This is a genomic window from Sphingobium sp., from assembly GCF_048594625.1.
Classification (GTDB): domain Bacteria; phylum Pseudomonadota; class Alphaproteobacteria; order Sphingomonadales; family Sphingomonadaceae; genus Sphingobium.
Map to the genome: position 1 here is coordinate 1 of NZ_JBMDWL010000003.1, position 15,213 is coordinate 15,213.

A 15,213-nucleotide genomic window follows, 5' to 3' on the forward strand; every position below is an offset into this window, starting at 1 on the left:
CCTTGGCGTGTCGATATGGGGTTTCACATTCGTCCGCATCTGATCGCCGCGCCGCTGCTGCTGGCCTTGCCCGTCCATGCCCAGCAGACGGAGGCGCCGGGTGCCGGTCTGCCGGCGCCCTCCACCGCCACGCCGCCTGCCCCCAGCCCCAATCAACAGGGACCGGAACTGGACGTGTTTCGCGATCCGGTAACGCCGCGCGCCACCCCGCCCGTGATCGTCGTGCCGACGGTCACCCCGCCGTCCGCCACGGTACAGCCCACGCCGCAGCCCAGCCGCCCGCGCACTCCATCAACGCCCGCGCCGTCTTCGCAGCGCGCCAGCCCGCCTGCCGAACGCCCGGCACAGACGCCCGCCCCCGCAAGACAGACCCCGGCACCGGCGACAGAACGCCCCGAAACGCCAGCACCCGCAGCCGCCGGCGTTTCCGACAATGCCGCCGACAACGCGGCAGCGACGCCGCCATCCGCTGCGCTGCCAACCCCCGGCATCAACGCCATTCCCGAACCCGCCCGCGAACCCGCCGTCGCGCCTGCCTCCGCTCCAGCGGCGGATGAGGATGGCCTTTCGCTGCCATGGATCATCGGCGGCGTGGTCGCCATCATCATCCTGATCGCCGCCGCGTTCATCCTGAACCGTCGCCAACCCGCGCCTGCCCGGCGTGCACCTCGCCCGGCAGCAGCGCCCACCCCCATGCCAGCCGCGCCCAAGGCCGAAACCCCACCAGCAGCGGGCCTCGTCGCTGCGCGGCCGACGCCCGCCGCCACGCCGCAAACCGACCGGCCCTGGCTGGACATGGACCTTGGCGTCACGCAGGCCCGCTATTCAATGATGGGCGTGACGATCAACTATGCGCTCGTCCTCCACAATCGCGGCGGCCGCCCGGCGCGCGACGTGCTGGTACGCGGCATATTGGGCAATGGCGGCGCACAGCAACAGGCGGTGCTTCAGGGTTTCTTCACCGGCGCGGACGGCCTGCCGCTGCACAGCGCGGTATCGATCGCGCCGGGCGAAACCATTCAGCTGGCGGGCGAACTGCGCCTGTCCCCCGATCAGATCGTGCCGGTGGACATGGGCCAGCGCAGCCTGCTGATCCCTCTCGCCGCCTTCGACGCGGGTTATCGCTGGGATGTCGAGGGCGCGGATGCCGACGGGCATATCCCCGATGGTCAGGGCCGCACCGCCCGCGCCTTCATCGTCGGGCAGGAACAGGAACCGCCCGTCGATCGGCTCGCCCCGCTGCGCCTCGATCAGGGGCCGCGCCAGTATCGCCGTCCGGCCGCCCGCGCCGCCGCCGAACTGACGCCTGCCTGAAACGCCCTTCCCAGCACCGGTTCCCCGCCTTACTGTCGCCCCCTGACAGCCACGGGCCAAAGGGAGCCGCATGACCATCCTCGTTTCCACCGACTGGCTCGCCGATCAGCTGGGCGGCGCCGACCTCATCATTCTCGACGCCACGCTTTTCCTGCCCGGCACCCCGCGTGACGCCCGCGCAGAATTTGAAACCGCCCATATCCCCGGCGCCCGCTTCCTCGACCTCGACACGCTGGCCGATCCCGACAGCCCCGCGCCGCACACATTGCCATCCGATGCGCTGATGACCGAACGGCTGCAGGCGCTGGGCGTCCATGCCGACAGCCGCATCATCGTCTATGACAATAGCCCGCTGCACAGCGCGGCGCGCGGATGGTGGATGATGCGCATCTATGGCGTGGGCGCGTCGGTCGCCATTCTGGACGGCGGCATGCAGAAATGGGTGGCGGAAGGTCGCCCGACCGACGGCGGCATGCCTGCATCCCCTCCCGGTAACGTCACCGCCCGAATCGATCGCGCGCATGTCCGTACCAAAGACGACATCGTTGCCAACCTCATCACCAACGACGCGCAGCTGATCGACGCGCGCGGCGCGGGTCGCTTCGCGGGGACGGAGGCGGAGCCGCGCCCCGGCATGGCGTCGGGCCATATTCCGGGCAGCCGCAACATGCCCTCCCCCATTTTCTTCGCCGCCGACAACAGCATGAAGCAGGGCGACGAACTGCGGCAGATATTCATCGATGCAGGCGCGGATCTTTCCAAACCCATCATCACCACCTGCGGCAGCGGCGTCACCGCCGCCATCATTCTGGCGGGTCTTCAATCGCTCGGTAAAACCGACGCCAGCCTGTATGACGGCAGCTGGTCGGAATGGGGTTTCGACCCTGAAACACCGAAAGAGACAGGTCCGGCGGCATGAGCGATCCCGACGACCGTCAGCCCCTGACCAAAATCGCGCAGGCGGGGCGCAGGCCGGAATGGACCGGCATGCCGGGGCAGCCCGGCGGCATCGTCAGCCCCCCGGTCTGGCGCGCCTCCACCATCCTGTATGACGATGTCGCCCATCTGCGGAAGGCGGCGGGCAGCAGCACGCACGAACGGCTGTTCTACGGACGGAAAGGCACGCCGACCGCATGGTCGCTGGCCGACGCGCTCACCGAAATGGAGCCGGGCGCGGACGGCACGATGCTTTACCCGTCGGGCGTCGCGGCCATCGCCTGCGCGCTGATGGCGGTGCTGAAACCCGGCGACCGGCTGCTGATGGTCGACAGCGCCTATGATCCGACCCGCAATTTCTGCGAACAGGTGCTGCGCCCCTACGGCGTCGACACCATCTATTATGATCCCACGACTGTCTCACTCGATGTCCATCTGGCCGATGGTCCGATCCGCGCCCTCTTCCTCGAAAGCCCGGGCAGCCTGACGTTCGAAGTGCAGGACGTTCCTGCCCTCACCGCATGGGCGCGGGCGAACGACGTCGTCACCCTGATCGACAATACATGGGCGACCCCGCTCTATTTCCCGGCCATGGCGCATGGCGTGGACATTTCCGTCCTTGCCTGCACCAAATATATCGTCGGCCATAGCGACGTGATGATGGGCAGCGTCACCGCCAACGCCCAATGGTTCGGCAAAATCCGCCAGATGGCCTATCTCTTCGGCCAGATGACCAGCCCCGACGACGCATGGCTCGCATCGCGCGGCCTGCGCACATTGGGCGTGCGCCTGAAACAGCATCAGGACAGCGCGATCGCCATCGCCCGCTGGTTGCAGGATCAGCCCGACGTCGCCCGCGTGCTCCACCCCGCCTTGCCCGACTGCCCCGGCCATGCGCTGTGGCAACGCGACTTCAGCGGCTCTACCGGCCTCTTCACCTTCATCCTGAAGGGCGGCGACGAAGCGGCGCGCGCCGCGCTGATCGACGGCCTTGCCCATTTCGGCATCGGGTACAGCTGGGGCGGTTTCGAAAGCCTTGCCCTGCCGATCGACCCCGCCCGTTATCGCAGCGCCACCCGGTGGAGCGCGGATGGTCCCGCCATCCGCCTGCATATCGGCCTTGAAGACCCGGCGGATCTGATCTCGGATCTCGACGCGGGCCTGGCCCGGTTCCGCGCGATCAGGGATGCCGCCTGACATGCGGATGCCGGACGCCACCCGCCTGCTGGCGCTGCTCCCCGGCGATCCCGACATCGTCCATCCGGTCGCCGCGTTCGGGCTGGCGATCCTGCTCTACGGCGCGGCGCTGGGTCTGGCCCGCATCATCGCGCCGCGCCTGCGCCGCCGCCTGCCGCCGCTGGGCGACGGGATGGCGGGCCATGTCCGCGCGATCATCCGCCATGGCATCGCCGCGTTGCTGCTCGCCATCGCATTGCCCTTCTTTCCCAGGGATTCGCTGGGCCATCTGGTGCTGGGCATCACCCTTGGCGGCGCGGTGGCGCTGCTTTCCACCCATATATTGCACGGCCTTGCCATGCCCCGCTGGGCGGTGGTGCCGCTCGCCCTCATCCTCTTCATCCTGATCGTGTCGGGCAGCGGTGGGGGCATCGCCCCGGTCAGCGACATGCTGGATCAGGTGGGCTTCAACCTTGGCAAGCGGCGGCTGACACTGCTTGGCCTGCTGTCGATTGCCGCCACCTGCGTCGCGCTGTTCGCCGCGGTGCGCCTCGCCAACCGCGTCATCGGCCGATCGATCCACAAGGCGGACGGGTTCGATCCCACGCAAAAGCTGCTGGCGCAGAAACTCGCCGCCATCGCCGTGATCGTCGCGGCTTTCTTCATCGGCGTCGATCTGCTGTCGATCGATCTCACCGCCTTTGCCGTCTTTTCCGGCGCGCTGGGCCTTGCCATCGGTTTCGGCTTGCAAAAGACGTTCGGCAATCTGATCGCGGGCATCATCCTGCTGATGGACCGGTCGATCAAGCCGGGCGACGTCATCGTCGTGGGCGAAAGCTTCGGCTGGGTGAACAAGATCGGCGTCCGCGCCGTCAGCGTCATCACCCGCGACGGCAAGGAACATCTGATCCCGAACGAAAATCTGATGACGCAGGAAGTGGAAAACTGGTCCTATTCCGACCGCAATGTCCGCGTCCGCATCCCCATCGGCATCGCTTTCGATTCGGACCTGAAGCTCGCGCAGCAGCTGATGCTTCAGGCCGCGCAGGAAAGCCCCCGCGTGCTGCGCAATCCCAAACCCAATGTCTGGCTGACCGGATTTGGCGAAAGCCGCGTCGAACATGACATATTGGTGTGGATCAGCGATCCCGAAGGGGGCGTGGGCAATGTGAAATCCGACGTTCTGGGCCGCGTGTGGCAATTGTTCCGCGACCATGACATCGCCATCCCCTATCCCCAGCGCGTCATCCACCAGCCGCCCCGGCCGCCCTTAACATGACGGCCCGCATGATTACGGGGTCGCCACCGTCATCCGGCCATCCTATATCGGCATCATGTCGCCCATATCCCTCCTGTTGATCTTCGTCGCTGCGATCGTCGCGATGGAAGGTTTCGCCTATGTCATGCATCGATGGGTCATGCACGGGCCGGGCTGGTTTCTGCATGCCAGCCACCATCGCCCGCGCACCGGTTTCTGGGAAGCCAACGACCTGTATTTCGTCATCTTCGCCATGCCGTCCATCCTGTTGCTGGCGGGCGGCGTGCGATGGGGATGGGGCCATTGGGCGACGGCCATGGGCGCGGGGATCGCGGCCTATGGCGCCATCTATCTCGGCTTTCACGACATCATCGTGCATCGGCGGCTGAAACATCGCTATGTCGCGCGGTCGCGTTACATGAAGCGCATCGTTCAGGCCCATCGCCTGCACCATGCGGTGGAAACGAAGGAAGGCACGGTCAGTTTCGGCTTTCTGGTCGCCCCCCACCCCGCCGAGCTGAAACGCCAGCTGGCCGATAAGGGCCGCGTCGGCATCCGCCCCGCAAAGGGACTGGAAGACGCCGCAGTCAAGGGCTGAGTCTTTCGAATATTGCAATCGAAAGACATGAAATAGCAATATTGTGTAACATTGGACGGGCCTAAGGCGACGGGCATTCTTTCCCCCGGAGCTTTCCCCCATGCGTAACCTGCTCATGCTTCTGACCGCCGCTTCAGCCCTGATCGCGACGCCCGCCGTGGCCGACGAAACCTATGTCGACGCCACCGGCGGCGTGATCTGGAACCGCGAAGGCAGCAATGCCGTCGCCGCCTTCACCCTTGGCCATGACGTCGAACTCAACGATCGCTTCTTCGTCGGCGTCGAAGGCATTGCGGAAAAGGTGCTGGAAAAAGATACCCGCGTCGTATGGGGTATCGGCGGCCGCGTGGGCGCCTATGTCCTGCCGGGCAGCAAGCTGATCGCGGGCGTCAACTGGCAGTCGAAGGATTGCCGCGAATGCGCCAGCGCGGTCGGCCTCAGCACCAGCTGGGAACAGGATCTGAGCGAGAAAATCTATGGCAAGGTGGAATATAAGCATCTGCTGATCGGCAATGGCGAACGCGATTCCGATGTGGTCGCCGTGGGTCTGGGCTTCAAATTCTGACGCCGCTTCGGGCCGCCGCTTCGTCCCCTGCCGGATCGTCGGCCCGCGCCCTTTCCCCCGGCCCCTTTCCTACCTCCGCCGCGTCTGATCTACTCCATCGGATACGGAAATTCTTCTTCCCCCTTTCACGCTACAGGCGCGTCGATGGCGCGCAACTGTCGCGTAACCGCCGCGTCCCTGTCGCGTCACAGGCGCGCGGGCGGCGCGTGGCCGTCGCCTTTGCGGCGCGTTTCGCGCGACGACAGTGTGAACTTCGACCTGTCGCGTCGCCGCTGGGTCGCCGCCGGGTCGCCATCGCATCGGTGCCTGCGCGATGGCCCGCCCGATCGATAGCGCAAACGCCTATAAATCCCATTCTCCCCTTCATCTTCCCCCCCGCTTGTTCTATGCCCGCACTCCAATTCCCAAGGGGACGCCGTTTTGATCCTGGACATTGCCGCCGCCGCTTCGGGCGCCATTCGCTTTGAAGATCTGGGGCTAGACCCCGTTGCCCTGAACCTCGGCTTCTTCACGCTGAAATGGTACAGCCTCGCCTATCTGGCGGGCATCCTGATCGGTTACTGGTATCTGCTGAAACTGGTGGCCCAGCCCGGATCGCCCATGGCCCGCCGCCATGCCGACGACATGATCTTCTACGCGACGCTGGGCATCATCATCGGGGGGCGACTGGCCTATGTCATCTTCTACCAGCCCGAAATCCTGAAGAATCCGCTCGACATCTTCAAACTGTGGAACGGCGGAATGTCCTTCCATGGCGGGGCGCTGGGCGTGTCGCTCGGCATCCTCTACATGGCGTGGAAGGAAAAGCTGAGCTGGCTGCGCATCCATGATTATGTGGCCTGCGTCGTGCCGTTCGGCCTGTTCTTCGGTCGCCTCGCCAATTTCGTGAACGGGGAACTCTGGGGCAAGGAAACCGACGTGCCCTGGGCCATCATCTTCCCGACCGGCGGCCCCTTCCCCCGTCATCCCAGCCAGCTTTACGAAGCCGCGCTGGAAGGCGTCGTGCTGTTCCTCATCCTCGCCTTCGCCTTTTGGCGGACCAAGGCCCGCTATAAGCCCGGCATGCTGGTCGGCATTTTCGTCTTCGGCTATGGCTGCTTCCGCTTCGCCGTCGAATATGTCCGCGAAGCCGATGCCCAGCTGATGGAATTTGCCGCGCGCACCGGCCTGCACATGGGCCAGTGGCTGTGCATCCCGATGATATTGGGCGGCCTCTATCTGATCGTCACCGCCAATGGCCGCCGCCTGCGCGTGGAGCCTGTGGCCGGGACCGGCAGCATTGGCTGAACAGCCCCCTCTGGCCCGTCGCCTGGCGGGGCAGATCGCGTCGGGCGGGCCGATTTCGGTCGCCCATTATATCGGCGAAGCGAACCAACATTATTACAGCACCCGCGACCCGCTGGGCGCGGATGGCGATTTCACCACCGCGCCGGAAATCAGCCAGATGTTCGGTGAACTGGTCGGGCTGGCGCTGGCGGATATATGGATGCGGTCCGGCCGCCGGCCCGAAGCGGCCTATGTCGAACTGGGTCCGGGCCGCGGCACGCTGGCGGCGGACGCGATCCGCGCCATGGAACGCGCCGCGCTAGCGCCCAAGCCGCATCTGGTGGAAACCAGCCCCACGCTGCGCGACCGGCAACGCGCGCTGCTGCCCCATGTCACCCATCATGACAGCGTCGAAACCCTGCCTGACACGGGGCCGCTGCTGGTGGTCGCCAATGAATTTTTCGACGCCCTGCCCGTCCGCCAGTGCATTCGCGTGGGGGATGAATGGCGCGAACGCGTCGTCGTCAGCCGGGAAGAGGAAGGCCGCTTCATCGCCGTGCCCGGTTATCGCCGGATCGAATCGGGCCTGCCCCCGCTCGCCGTGGAGGCGCCCGAAGGCGCGATCATCGAATCGCCCATCGTCGGGGCGGGCATCGCCTATGCTCTCGCCAACCGCATCGCCAAACAGGGCGGCGCGGCGATCATCATCGACTATGGTTATGAAGGGCCTGCGCTGGGCGACACGTTACAGGCGGTCAAGGCGCATCAGTTCGCCGATCCCTTCACCGATCCGGGCGAAGCAGACCTGACCACCCATGTCGATTTCACGCTGTTGGGCAATATGGCTCGACAGGCCGGGCTGCGGGTTCATGGCGCCATCGGTCAGGGCGCTTTCCTGCGTCAGCTGGGCATCGACGCCCGCGCCGATCAGCTGGCCCGCACCGCTCCCGCCCGCGCGGCAGAGGTGGAGGCCGCCCGCCACCGCCTGACCGACGCCGACGAAATGGGCACCCTGTTCAAGGCTATGGCCTGGACCCACCCCGACTGGGCCGATCCTGCCGGTTTCGAAAAATAAGCTGTCCTACCCCCAATCACCGGGCGCATGACGGGCGGATGGCAACGCCTCAGTCTTCCTGATGATAACGGCCCAGCTTGCGGATGAAGCCTATCAGGCCGGTCTGGCGGCTACGTTTCATTCGTTCGGCGTGCAGGATCGTCTGAACGCGCTGGAAACAATCTTCCGCATCGACATTGCACAGCACATAGTCATAGCCGTCCCAGTGCGCGATTTCACCGGCGGCGCGCGCCATGCGGCCTTCGATCACTTCATTGCTGTCGGTCGCCCGCCCGCGCAGGCGGCGCTCCAGTTCCTCCATCGACGGCGGCAGGATGAAGATGCGCACGACATCGCCGCCCGCAATCTGGTGCAGCTGCTGCGCACCCTGCCAGTCGATGTCGAACAGCACGTCCTTGCCCGACTTCAGCATCGCTTCGACCGGCGCGCGCGGCGTGCCGTAACGCTGGCCGAACACATGCGCCCATTCCAGAAATTCATGATCCGCCGTCATCCGGCGAAATTCTTCCAGATTGACGAAATGATAATCCTTGCCGTCGACTTCGCCCGGCCGCATCGGTCGCGTCGTGGCGGATACCGACATGGACAGGTCGCTTTCCGCCGCCAGCAATTTGCGCGCGATGGTGGATTTGCCCGCGCCCGAAGGCGAAGACAGAACGAAAAGCACGCCGCGGCGCTTGAAATCAGGAGTATCGGTTGGGATGCTGTCGGCCATGGCCGCTAGTGGCCCCACCGCATCGCTTTTGCAAGGGGTCTATCGCCGATGCGCCACGCTGTCGGCCTTCCGGCGGTGCGCTGACCTATCCCGTCTTCTTGCGGGCGCTGTCGATCGGGATCGGCTCGGCGCTTCTGTCGGGCAACAGCTTGATCGCCTTCTTGCGGTCGACCTCCCGCTTCGCCTCATACAGCTTGCCCGCCATATAGGCGCCGGTGACGAACAGCGCGCCAGCCGGATAGCGCATGATGATCCGCTTGGCCCCTGCTCCGGCGATCAGGCCGAAGACGCCCTTCTTGCCGGTCGCCGCCGCGACCCGCGCCGCGACGACGGTTGCACCGACACGGGCCGCCTTTCGCAGCAGCCCGGCCTTTTTCGGCGGACGGATCGTCACCAGCGGTGCGGCGGGGCCTTTGACAGCCGGGGGGCTTTTCCTCTTCATAGAGGGTTAATGTACCGCAGCCCCGCCGGTTCCGCCATGTTGATGTGGATCAGACCATATTTTCAGGACGCACAAGGCGGTCGAACGTCGCTTCGTCCACCAACCCCAGTTCAAGCCCCGCTTCCTTCAGCGTCTGCCCCTTCTTGTGCGCATGTTTGGCTATGGTGGCGGCATTGTCGTAGCCGATTTCCGGCGCCAGCGCGGTCACCAGCATCAATGACCGGTTCACCAGATCCGCGATCCGCGCCTCATTGGCCTGCAACCCGTCGACACACCGTTCGGCAAAGCTCTCCATTCCCACGCTCAGCAGATGGATCGACCGCAACACATTGGCCCCGATCAGCGGCATGAAGACATTGAGTTCGAAATGCCCCTGCATGCCGCCAACGGTCACCGCCTGATGATTGCCGATGACCTGCGCGGCCACCATGGTCAGCGATTCGCATTGGGTCGGGTTCACCTTGCCCGGCATGATCGAACTGCCCGGTTCGTTGGCGGGCAGGTCCAGTTCGCCCAGCCCCGAACGTGGTCCCGACCCCAGAAAACGGATGTCATTGGCGATTTTCGTCAGCGATACCGCCAGCGTGTTCAGCGCGCCGGAGAAAAAGACCAGGCCGTCCTTCGCCGCCAGCTGTTCGAATTTGTTGGGCGCGCTTTCGAACGACGTTCCGGCGATGTCGCTGATCGCCGCCGTCATATCGTCCGCCCAGCCATCCGGTGCGTTGAGGCCGGTGCCCACCGCAGTGCCGCCGATGGCGAGCTTGCGGATATTACCGTTCAGCGCGCCTTCGATCCGCGCCTTCGCGCTCACCAGCTGCGCGGCATAGCCCGAAAATTCCTGCCCCAGCGTCAACGGCGTCGCATCCTGCGTATGGGTGCGACCGATCTTGACGATATGGCCCCATCCTTCCGCCTTGGCGGTCAGCGCAGCGATCAGCCTTTCCAGCGCGGGGATCAGCTGGTCACGGGTCGCCAGCACCGTCGCGACATGCAGCGCGGTCGGAAAGCTGTCGTTGGACGACTGGCTCATATTCACATGATCATTGGGATGGACCGGGCTTTTGCCGCCGCGCGTTCCCGCGATCTTTTCATTGGCGAAGCCGGCGATCACTTCATTGACGTTCATGTTCGTCTGAGTGCCGGACCCGGTCTGCCAGATGACGAGCGGGAACTGATCGTCCAGCTGACCCGACACGATGGTCTGGGCCGCATCCTCGATCGCCGCGACGGTTTCGGCCGCCAGCCCGTGCTTGCCATTCACCCGCGCTGCCGCCTGCTTCACGATAGCCTGCGCATGAACGATGCCGATCGGCATTTTTTCGGTCAGGCCAAAGGGGAAATTTTCGATGCTACGCTGGGTCTGGGCGCCCCAATAGGCATCGGCCGGAACTTCGATGGCGCCAATGCTGTCAGTTTCGGTACGGGTAGCGGTCATTCGGGACTCCCAGTTAAGAATCAGTCGCAAAACTGTTTCCCATTTAGGCTGGAACCACGGAAATCCAAGGGCGAACTATACTTTCGTATCCGACCGCCAATCCGATCAGCAAGGGTCGCCCAAAGCACGACGCCCGGCGCAAATAGCCGGGCGCTGCGAACAATCATTTGTGGAAGAGGGAGAGCGCCGTGGCGTGCCCCGCCCCTATTTCTTCTTGCCGAAATCAACGGTGACGACATTGGAGCCGTCTTCGTTGGTCACCACCGGGCCGTCATTTTCTGCCACGTCATGCGGTTCCGGCAATTCGTCCGCAGCCACCTGAAACTGGAGTGCGAAATTGACCGCCGGATCGACGAAGGCGGTGATCGCGGAAAAGGGAATGGTCAGCTGCGCCGCCACCTGATTGAAGGTCAGGCTGACCTGAAACAGGTCGCTTTGCACCTTCAGATCCCAATATTTATTCTGGAGGACGATGGTCATTTCGTCCGGGAAACGTTCCACCAGATGCTTGGGAATATCGACGCCGGGGGCCTGGGTCTTGAACGTAATGTAGAAATGATGCGCGCCCGGCAGGCCGCCGGACTGCTGCACTTCGCCCAGCACGCGGCCGACGACGGCGCGCAAGGCCTCCTGCACGATTTCGTCATAGGGAATCAGGCTATCAGGCAGGTCTTCGCTCATGGCCCATTGTCCTAACGGCACGGAACAGGCGGTCAACCCCCACATGTCGCGATTGCATGGCGCGCGCTAACCGTTATAGGGCGGCCATGCGCACGGCCGAGATTCACCGCAACACGGCGGAAACCCAGATCGACGTCACCGTCAACCTCGACGGGACTGGCCTCTATACGGTGTCGACGGGCATCGGCTTCTTCGATCATATGATCGAACAGCTGTCGCGCCATTCGCTGATCGACATGACAGTCAAGACCGTTGGCGATCTGCATGTGGACCAGCACCACACGACCGAGGATACCGCCATCGCCATCGGCGAAGCGGTGGCCAAGGCGCTGGCCGACAAGCGCGGCATCAGCCGGTATGGCAGCGTCTATTCGCCGATGGACGAAACGTTGAGCCGCGTTGCGCTCGACATTTCGGGCCGCCCATGGCTGGTGTGCAGACTGCCCTTCACCGTGACCAAGATCGGCGAATGGGATACGGAGATGGTGGAACATTTCTTCCACAGCTTTGCGCAAGCGGCGGGCATCACGCTCCACATCGAACTGCTTTATGGCAGCAACAACCATCATATCGTCGAAAGCGCGTTCAAGGGCCTGGCCCGCGCGCTGCGTCAGGCGGTGGAAATCGACCCGCGCAAGGCGGACGCGATCCCCTCGACCAAGGGCATGCTGTAACAGCATAAGGAAAGGCCGGACCCCATGTTCATCATTTCGCTGACCTATACCGCAACGCTCGACGTGCTGGACGGGCATCTGGCGGATCATCGGGCATGGCTGGATCAGGGTATCGCCGATGGCTGGCTGTTGCTGGCCGGACCGCGCGAACCGCGCACCGGCGGCATCTTGCTGGCGCAGGGCACACGGGCGGACATTCAGGAAAAGGCCGCGACCGATCCCTTCGTCGTCCATGGCGCGGCCTCGTTCGAACTGATCGAATTTCGGGCCGGCAAAGCCGCCGACATCAGTCTGGCGTCGCTGCTGGCATGACCGTCGCGCTGATCGATTATGGCGCGGGCAATCTCCATTCGGTGCATAATGCCCTGCGAAAAGCCGGGGCGGACGACGTAACCATCACCGCCGACGCCGATGTCGTGGCGCGGGCGGACCGTATCGTGTTGCCGGGCGTGGGCGCCTTTCGCGCCTGCCGCGATGCGCTGGTGGCGATCCCCGGCATGGTGGACGCCATGAACAACGCCGTGAACGGGCGCGGCACGCCCTTCCTTGGCGTATGCGTGGGCATGCAGTTGCTGGCCGATGCGGGCGAGGAATTTGGCCGTCATGAAGGGCTGGGCTGGATTCCGGGCACCGTGCGCCTGATCGAACCGGCCGATGCCACGGTAAAGGTGCCGCATATGGGCTGGAACGATGTCGCGCTGAACGGCGCGCCGCCCCTGCTGGAAGCGGGCGAAGCCTATTTTCTGCACAGCTATCATTATGAAACTGCCGACCCTTCCCATGTCGCGGCCGTGACCGACCATGGCGGCCCGCTAGTCGCCGCCATCGCGCGCGATACCATCATCGGATGCCAGTTCCACCCGGAAAAGAGCCAGCGTTATGGCCTCTCCTTCCTGTCCCGCTTCCTCGACTGGCGGCCGTAAAATAATGCAACCTCCGTTCGGTTCGAACCGAACGGAATTTTGGGAATCGGATAATGTCTCTGATCGTCTTCCCCGCCATCGACCTGAAAGGTGGTCAGGTCGTCCGCCTTGCCGAAGGCGACATGGATCGCGCCACCGTCTATGGCGACAATCCGGCTGAGCAGGCACTGCTCTTTGCACAGGCCGGTGCACAGCATCTGCATGTGGTCGATCTGGACGGCAGTTTCGCAGGCCATGCGGTCAACGCCGCAGCAGTCGAGGCGATCGTCGAAGCCTTTCCCGGCCATGTCCAGCTGGGCGGCGGCATTCGTAATCGGGAATCGGTGGAACGCTGGTTCGACCTTGGCGTCTCGCGCATCGTCATCGGAACCGCCGCGTTGAAAGACCCCGCTTTCGTGAAGGCAGCGGCGCGCGATTTCCCCGGCGGCATCGTCGTCGCGGTCGATGCGCGCGACGGCTTCGTCGCAACCGATGGCTGGGCGGAAAAGAGCGACATGCCTGTCATCGACCTTGCCCGCCGGTTCGAGGATGCGGGCGTCGCCAGCCTGCTCTTCACCGATGTCGGCCGCGACGGACTGCTCAAGGGGGTGAATATCGACGCGACGGTGGACCTTGCCCGCGCCACCGACATACCGGTGATCGCCAGCGGCGGCGTGGCGGGGATCGCGGACATCCGCATCCTCAGCCTGCATGCCGATGACGGGATCGAAGGCGTCATCACCGGCCGCGCCCTCTATGACGGCCGCCTCGACCTCAAGACCGCATTGACCGTCGCACAGGCGGCGGCTTGAAGCCGAATATCACAATCACCGTTCGTTTCGAGCGCAGTAGAGAAATGACAAGAGCGGCCCTATCCGCTTCTCGACTTCGCTCGAAGCGAAAGGAAACCGGGAAATAGCCATGACCGTCCGCACCCGTGTCATCCCCTGCCTGGACGTTGCCAATGGCCGCGTGGTGAAGGGCGTCAATTTCGTGGACCTGAAGGACGCGGGCGATCCGGTCGAACAGGCAAGGCTCTATGATGCGGCGGGGGCGGACGAACTCTGCTTCCTCGACATCACCGCCACGCATGAAGCCCGCGGCACCATATTGGACGTGGTGCGCCGCACAGCCGAAGTCTGCTTCATGCCCGTCACCGTGGGCGGCGGTGTGCGCAGCACAGAAGATGCGCGCGCGCTGCTGCTGGCAGGGGCGGACAAGGTCGCGGTCAACAGCGCGGCGGTCGTGCGGCCCGAACTGGTCGCCGACATCGCCGACCGCTTCGGCAGCCAGTGCATTGTGGGGTCTGTCGATGCCCGTTGCGTGGGTGAAGGTCGATGGGAAATCTTCACCCATGGCGGGCGCAAGCCGACCGGCATCGACGCGCTGGACCATGCCCTGCGCCTCGCCGAACTGGGCGCGGGCGAATTGCTGGTCACCTCCATGGACGGGGACGGCACCAAACAGGGCTATGACCTCGACCTGACCCGCGCCATCGCCGACGCGGTATCGGTGCCTGTCATCGCCAGCGGCGGCGTCGGCACGCTCGACCATCTGGTCGAAGGGGTTGTGCAGGGCCATGCCAGCGCCGTGCTGGCCGCCTCAATATTTCACTTTGGTCAACACACTATTGCTGAAGCGCATCAGGCTCTGGCGGCCGCAAACATTCCGGTTCGTCACCATTAAAGCACGGAAAAGCAGCGAAATGTCGGGTTAATTTACATTAACCACTTTGCGTCGACTTCGTTCTTTTCCACCGATGGCGGGAAAGCGTCACTTGGCCGGTTTGGCACGCAAACTGCGTAGGAAGAAGCAGGGTCGTTCAGGACGCTTTGTTTCTTTTTTCACAGGGGTGACAATTATGAAAATCAGCAAACTTCTCCTGGTCGCCGGTTCGGCCAGCCTGATAGGTCTGGCCGTGCCTGCTCCTGCCAATGCCACCTTCTGGTGCTGGCTCGGCAAGAGCTGCGGCGGCTCGTCCAGCGGCGGCAACAGCAGCTCTGGCGGCAATACCAGCACGGGTGGCAACAGCAGCACCGGCGGTTCGTCGGGTGGCACGCCGACCCCGGTTCCCGAACCCGAACAGATGGCCCTGTTCGGCATGGGCGCAGCCGTCCTTGCCGGCCGCATGTTCCTTGCGGGCCGCAAGAAGAAGTAAAATATCGTTGACGGGTCG

General features: G+C 64.4%; 18 protein-coding genes. 14 read left to right on the top strand and 4 right to left on the bottom strand.

Annotated elements, in window-relative coordinates; genetic code table 11:
• The 8 genes from ACOJSJ_RS00055 to ACOJSJ_RS00090 form a co-directional block, all read left to right on the top strand.
• A partial coding sequence (locus ACOJSJ_RS00055; RefSeq protein WP_420142939.1) for a hypothetical protein occupies positions 1–1,314 on the top strand: 1,314 nt, incomplete at its 5' end.
• Positions 1,315–1,384: 70 nt separating this feature from the next.
• Positions 1,385–2,233 (top strand): 3-mercaptopyruvate sulfurtransferase, encoded by an 849-nt coding sequence (gene sseA / locus ACOJSJ_RS00060; RefSeq protein ID WP_420142940.1) that lies wholly within the window; start codon positions 1,385–1,387, stop codon positions 2,231–2,233.
• Complete coding sequence (gene metC, locus ACOJSJ_RS00065) at positions 2,230–3,447, top strand: cystathionine beta-lyase (RefSeq protein WP_420142941.1); 1,218 nt, start codon at positions 2,230–2,232, stop codon at positions 3,445–3,447. Before sseA ends, metC begins: the two co-directional genes overlap by 4 nt.
• A gap of 7 nt (positions 3,448–3,454) precedes the next feature.
• Positions 3,455–4,705: a mechanosensitive ion channel family protein gene (locus ACOJSJ_RS00070; RefSeq protein ID WP_420142972.1), complete on the top strand. Its 1,251-nt coding sequence runs from the start codon at positions 3,455–3,457 to the stop codon at positions 4,703–4,705.
• 55 nt (positions 4,706–4,760) lie between these two features.
• Complete coding sequence (locus tag ACOJSJ_RS00075) at positions 4,761–5,282, top strand: beta-carotene hydroxylase (RefSeq protein ID WP_420142942.1); 522 nt, start codon at positions 4,761–4,763, stop codon at positions 5,280–5,282.
• A gap of 100 nt (positions 5,283–5,382) precedes the next feature.
• Positions 5,383–5,847: a hypothetical protein gene (locus tag ACOJSJ_RS00080; protein WP_420142943.1), complete on the top strand. Its 465-nt coding sequence runs from the start codon at positions 5,383–5,385 to the stop codon at positions 5,845–5,847.
• A gap of 420 nt (positions 5,848–6,267) precedes the next feature.
• Positions 6,268–7,134 (top strand): prolipoprotein diacylglyceryl transferase, encoded by an 867-nt coding sequence (gene lgt, locus ACOJSJ_RS00085; RefSeq protein ID WP_420142944.1) that lies wholly within the window; start codon positions 6,268–6,270, stop codon positions 7,132–7,134.
• Positions 7,127–8,188 (top strand): class I SAM-dependent methyltransferase, encoded by a 1,062-nt coding sequence (locus ACOJSJ_RS00090; protein ID WP_420142945.1) that lies wholly within the window; start codon positions 7,127–7,129, stop codon positions 8,186–8,188. Before lgt ends, ACOJSJ_RS00090 begins: the two co-directional genes overlap by 8 nt.
• A 49-nt stretch (positions 8,189–8,237) precedes the next feature.
• On the opposite strand, the gene gmk is transcribed toward ACOJSJ_RS00090, so the two are convergent.
• From gmk to ACOJSJ_RS00110, 4 genes are all read right to left on the bottom strand, one after another.
• Positions 8,238–8,903, bottom strand: coding sequence for a guanylate kinase (gene gmk, locus ACOJSJ_RS00095; RefSeq protein WP_420142946.1), 666 nt, complete (start codon positions 8,901–8,903; stop codon positions 8,238–8,240).
• An 85-nt stretch (positions 8,904–8,988) separates the two neighbouring features.
• Complete coding sequence (locus ACOJSJ_RS00100; RefSeq protein ID WP_420142947.1) at positions 8,989–9,345, bottom strand: hypothetical protein; 357 nt, start codon at positions 9,343–9,345, stop codon at positions 8,989–8,991.
• A 49-nt stretch (positions 9,346–9,394) separates the two neighbouring features.
• The gene (gene fumC, locus ACOJSJ_RS00105) at positions 9,395–10,780 is read right to left on the bottom strand and encodes a class II fumarate hydratase (protein ID WP_420142948.1); all 1,386 of its coding nucleotides are present in this window, start codon (positions 10,778–10,780) and stop codon (positions 9,395–9,397) included.
• 204 nt (positions 10,781–10,984) lie between these two features.
• Positions 10,985–11,461 carry an SspB family protein gene (locus ACOJSJ_RS00110; protein ID WP_420142949.1) on the bottom strand — a complete coding sequence of 159 codons (477 nt, stop codon included), beginning with the start codon at positions 11,459–11,461 and terminating at the stop codon, positions 10,985–10,987.
• Between the two features lie 86 nt (positions 11,462–11,547).
• Here ACOJSJ_RS00110 and hisB point away from each other — a divergent pair, with 86 nt between their 5' ends.
• The 6 genes from hisB to ACOJSJ_RS00140 all read left to right on the top strand — a co-directional run bounded on the left by hisB (position 11,548) and on the right by ACOJSJ_RS00140 (position 15,195).
• On the top strand, positions 11,548–12,135 hold the full coding sequence (hisB, locus tag ACOJSJ_RS00115; RefSeq protein WP_420142950.1) for an imidazoleglycerol-phosphate dehydratase HisB: 588 nt from the start codon (positions 11,548–11,550) through the stop codon (positions 12,133–12,135).
• 24 nt (positions 12,136–12,159) lie between these two features.
• On the top strand, positions 12,160–12,447 hold the full coding sequence (locus ACOJSJ_RS00120) for a YciI family protein (protein ID WP_420142951.1): 288 nt from the start codon (positions 12,160–12,162) through the stop codon (positions 12,445–12,447).
• Positions 12,444–13,058, top strand: coding sequence for an imidazole glycerol phosphate synthase subunit HisH (gene hisH, locus ACOJSJ_RS00125; RefSeq protein WP_420142952.1), 615 nt, complete (start codon positions 12,444–12,446; stop codon positions 13,056–13,058). The genes ACOJSJ_RS00120 and hisH overlap by 4 nt, the downstream gene beginning before the upstream one ends.
• 53 nt (positions 13,059–13,111) lie before the next feature.
• Positions 13,112–13,849 (top strand): 1-(5-phosphoribosyl)-5-[(5-phosphoribosylamino)methylideneamino]imidazole-4-carboxamide isomerase, encoded by a 738-nt coding sequence (gene hisA, locus ACOJSJ_RS00130; protein WP_420142953.1) that lies wholly within the window; start codon positions 13,112–13,114, stop codon positions 13,847–13,849.
• Positions 13,850–13,958: 109 nt separating this feature from the next.
• Positions 13,959–14,723: an imidazole glycerol phosphate synthase subunit HisF gene (gene hisF / locus ACOJSJ_RS00135; protein WP_420142954.1), complete on the top strand. Its 765-nt coding sequence runs from the start codon at positions 13,959–13,961 to the stop codon at positions 14,721–14,723.
• 175 nt (positions 14,724–14,898) lie between these two features.
• Positions 14,899–15,195, top strand: coding sequence for a PEP-CTERM sorting domain-containing protein (locus ACOJSJ_RS00140; protein ID WP_420142955.1), 297 nt, complete (start codon positions 14,899–14,901; stop codon positions 15,193–15,195).
• The last annotated feature ends 18 nt before the right edge of the window (positions 15,196–15,213 follow it).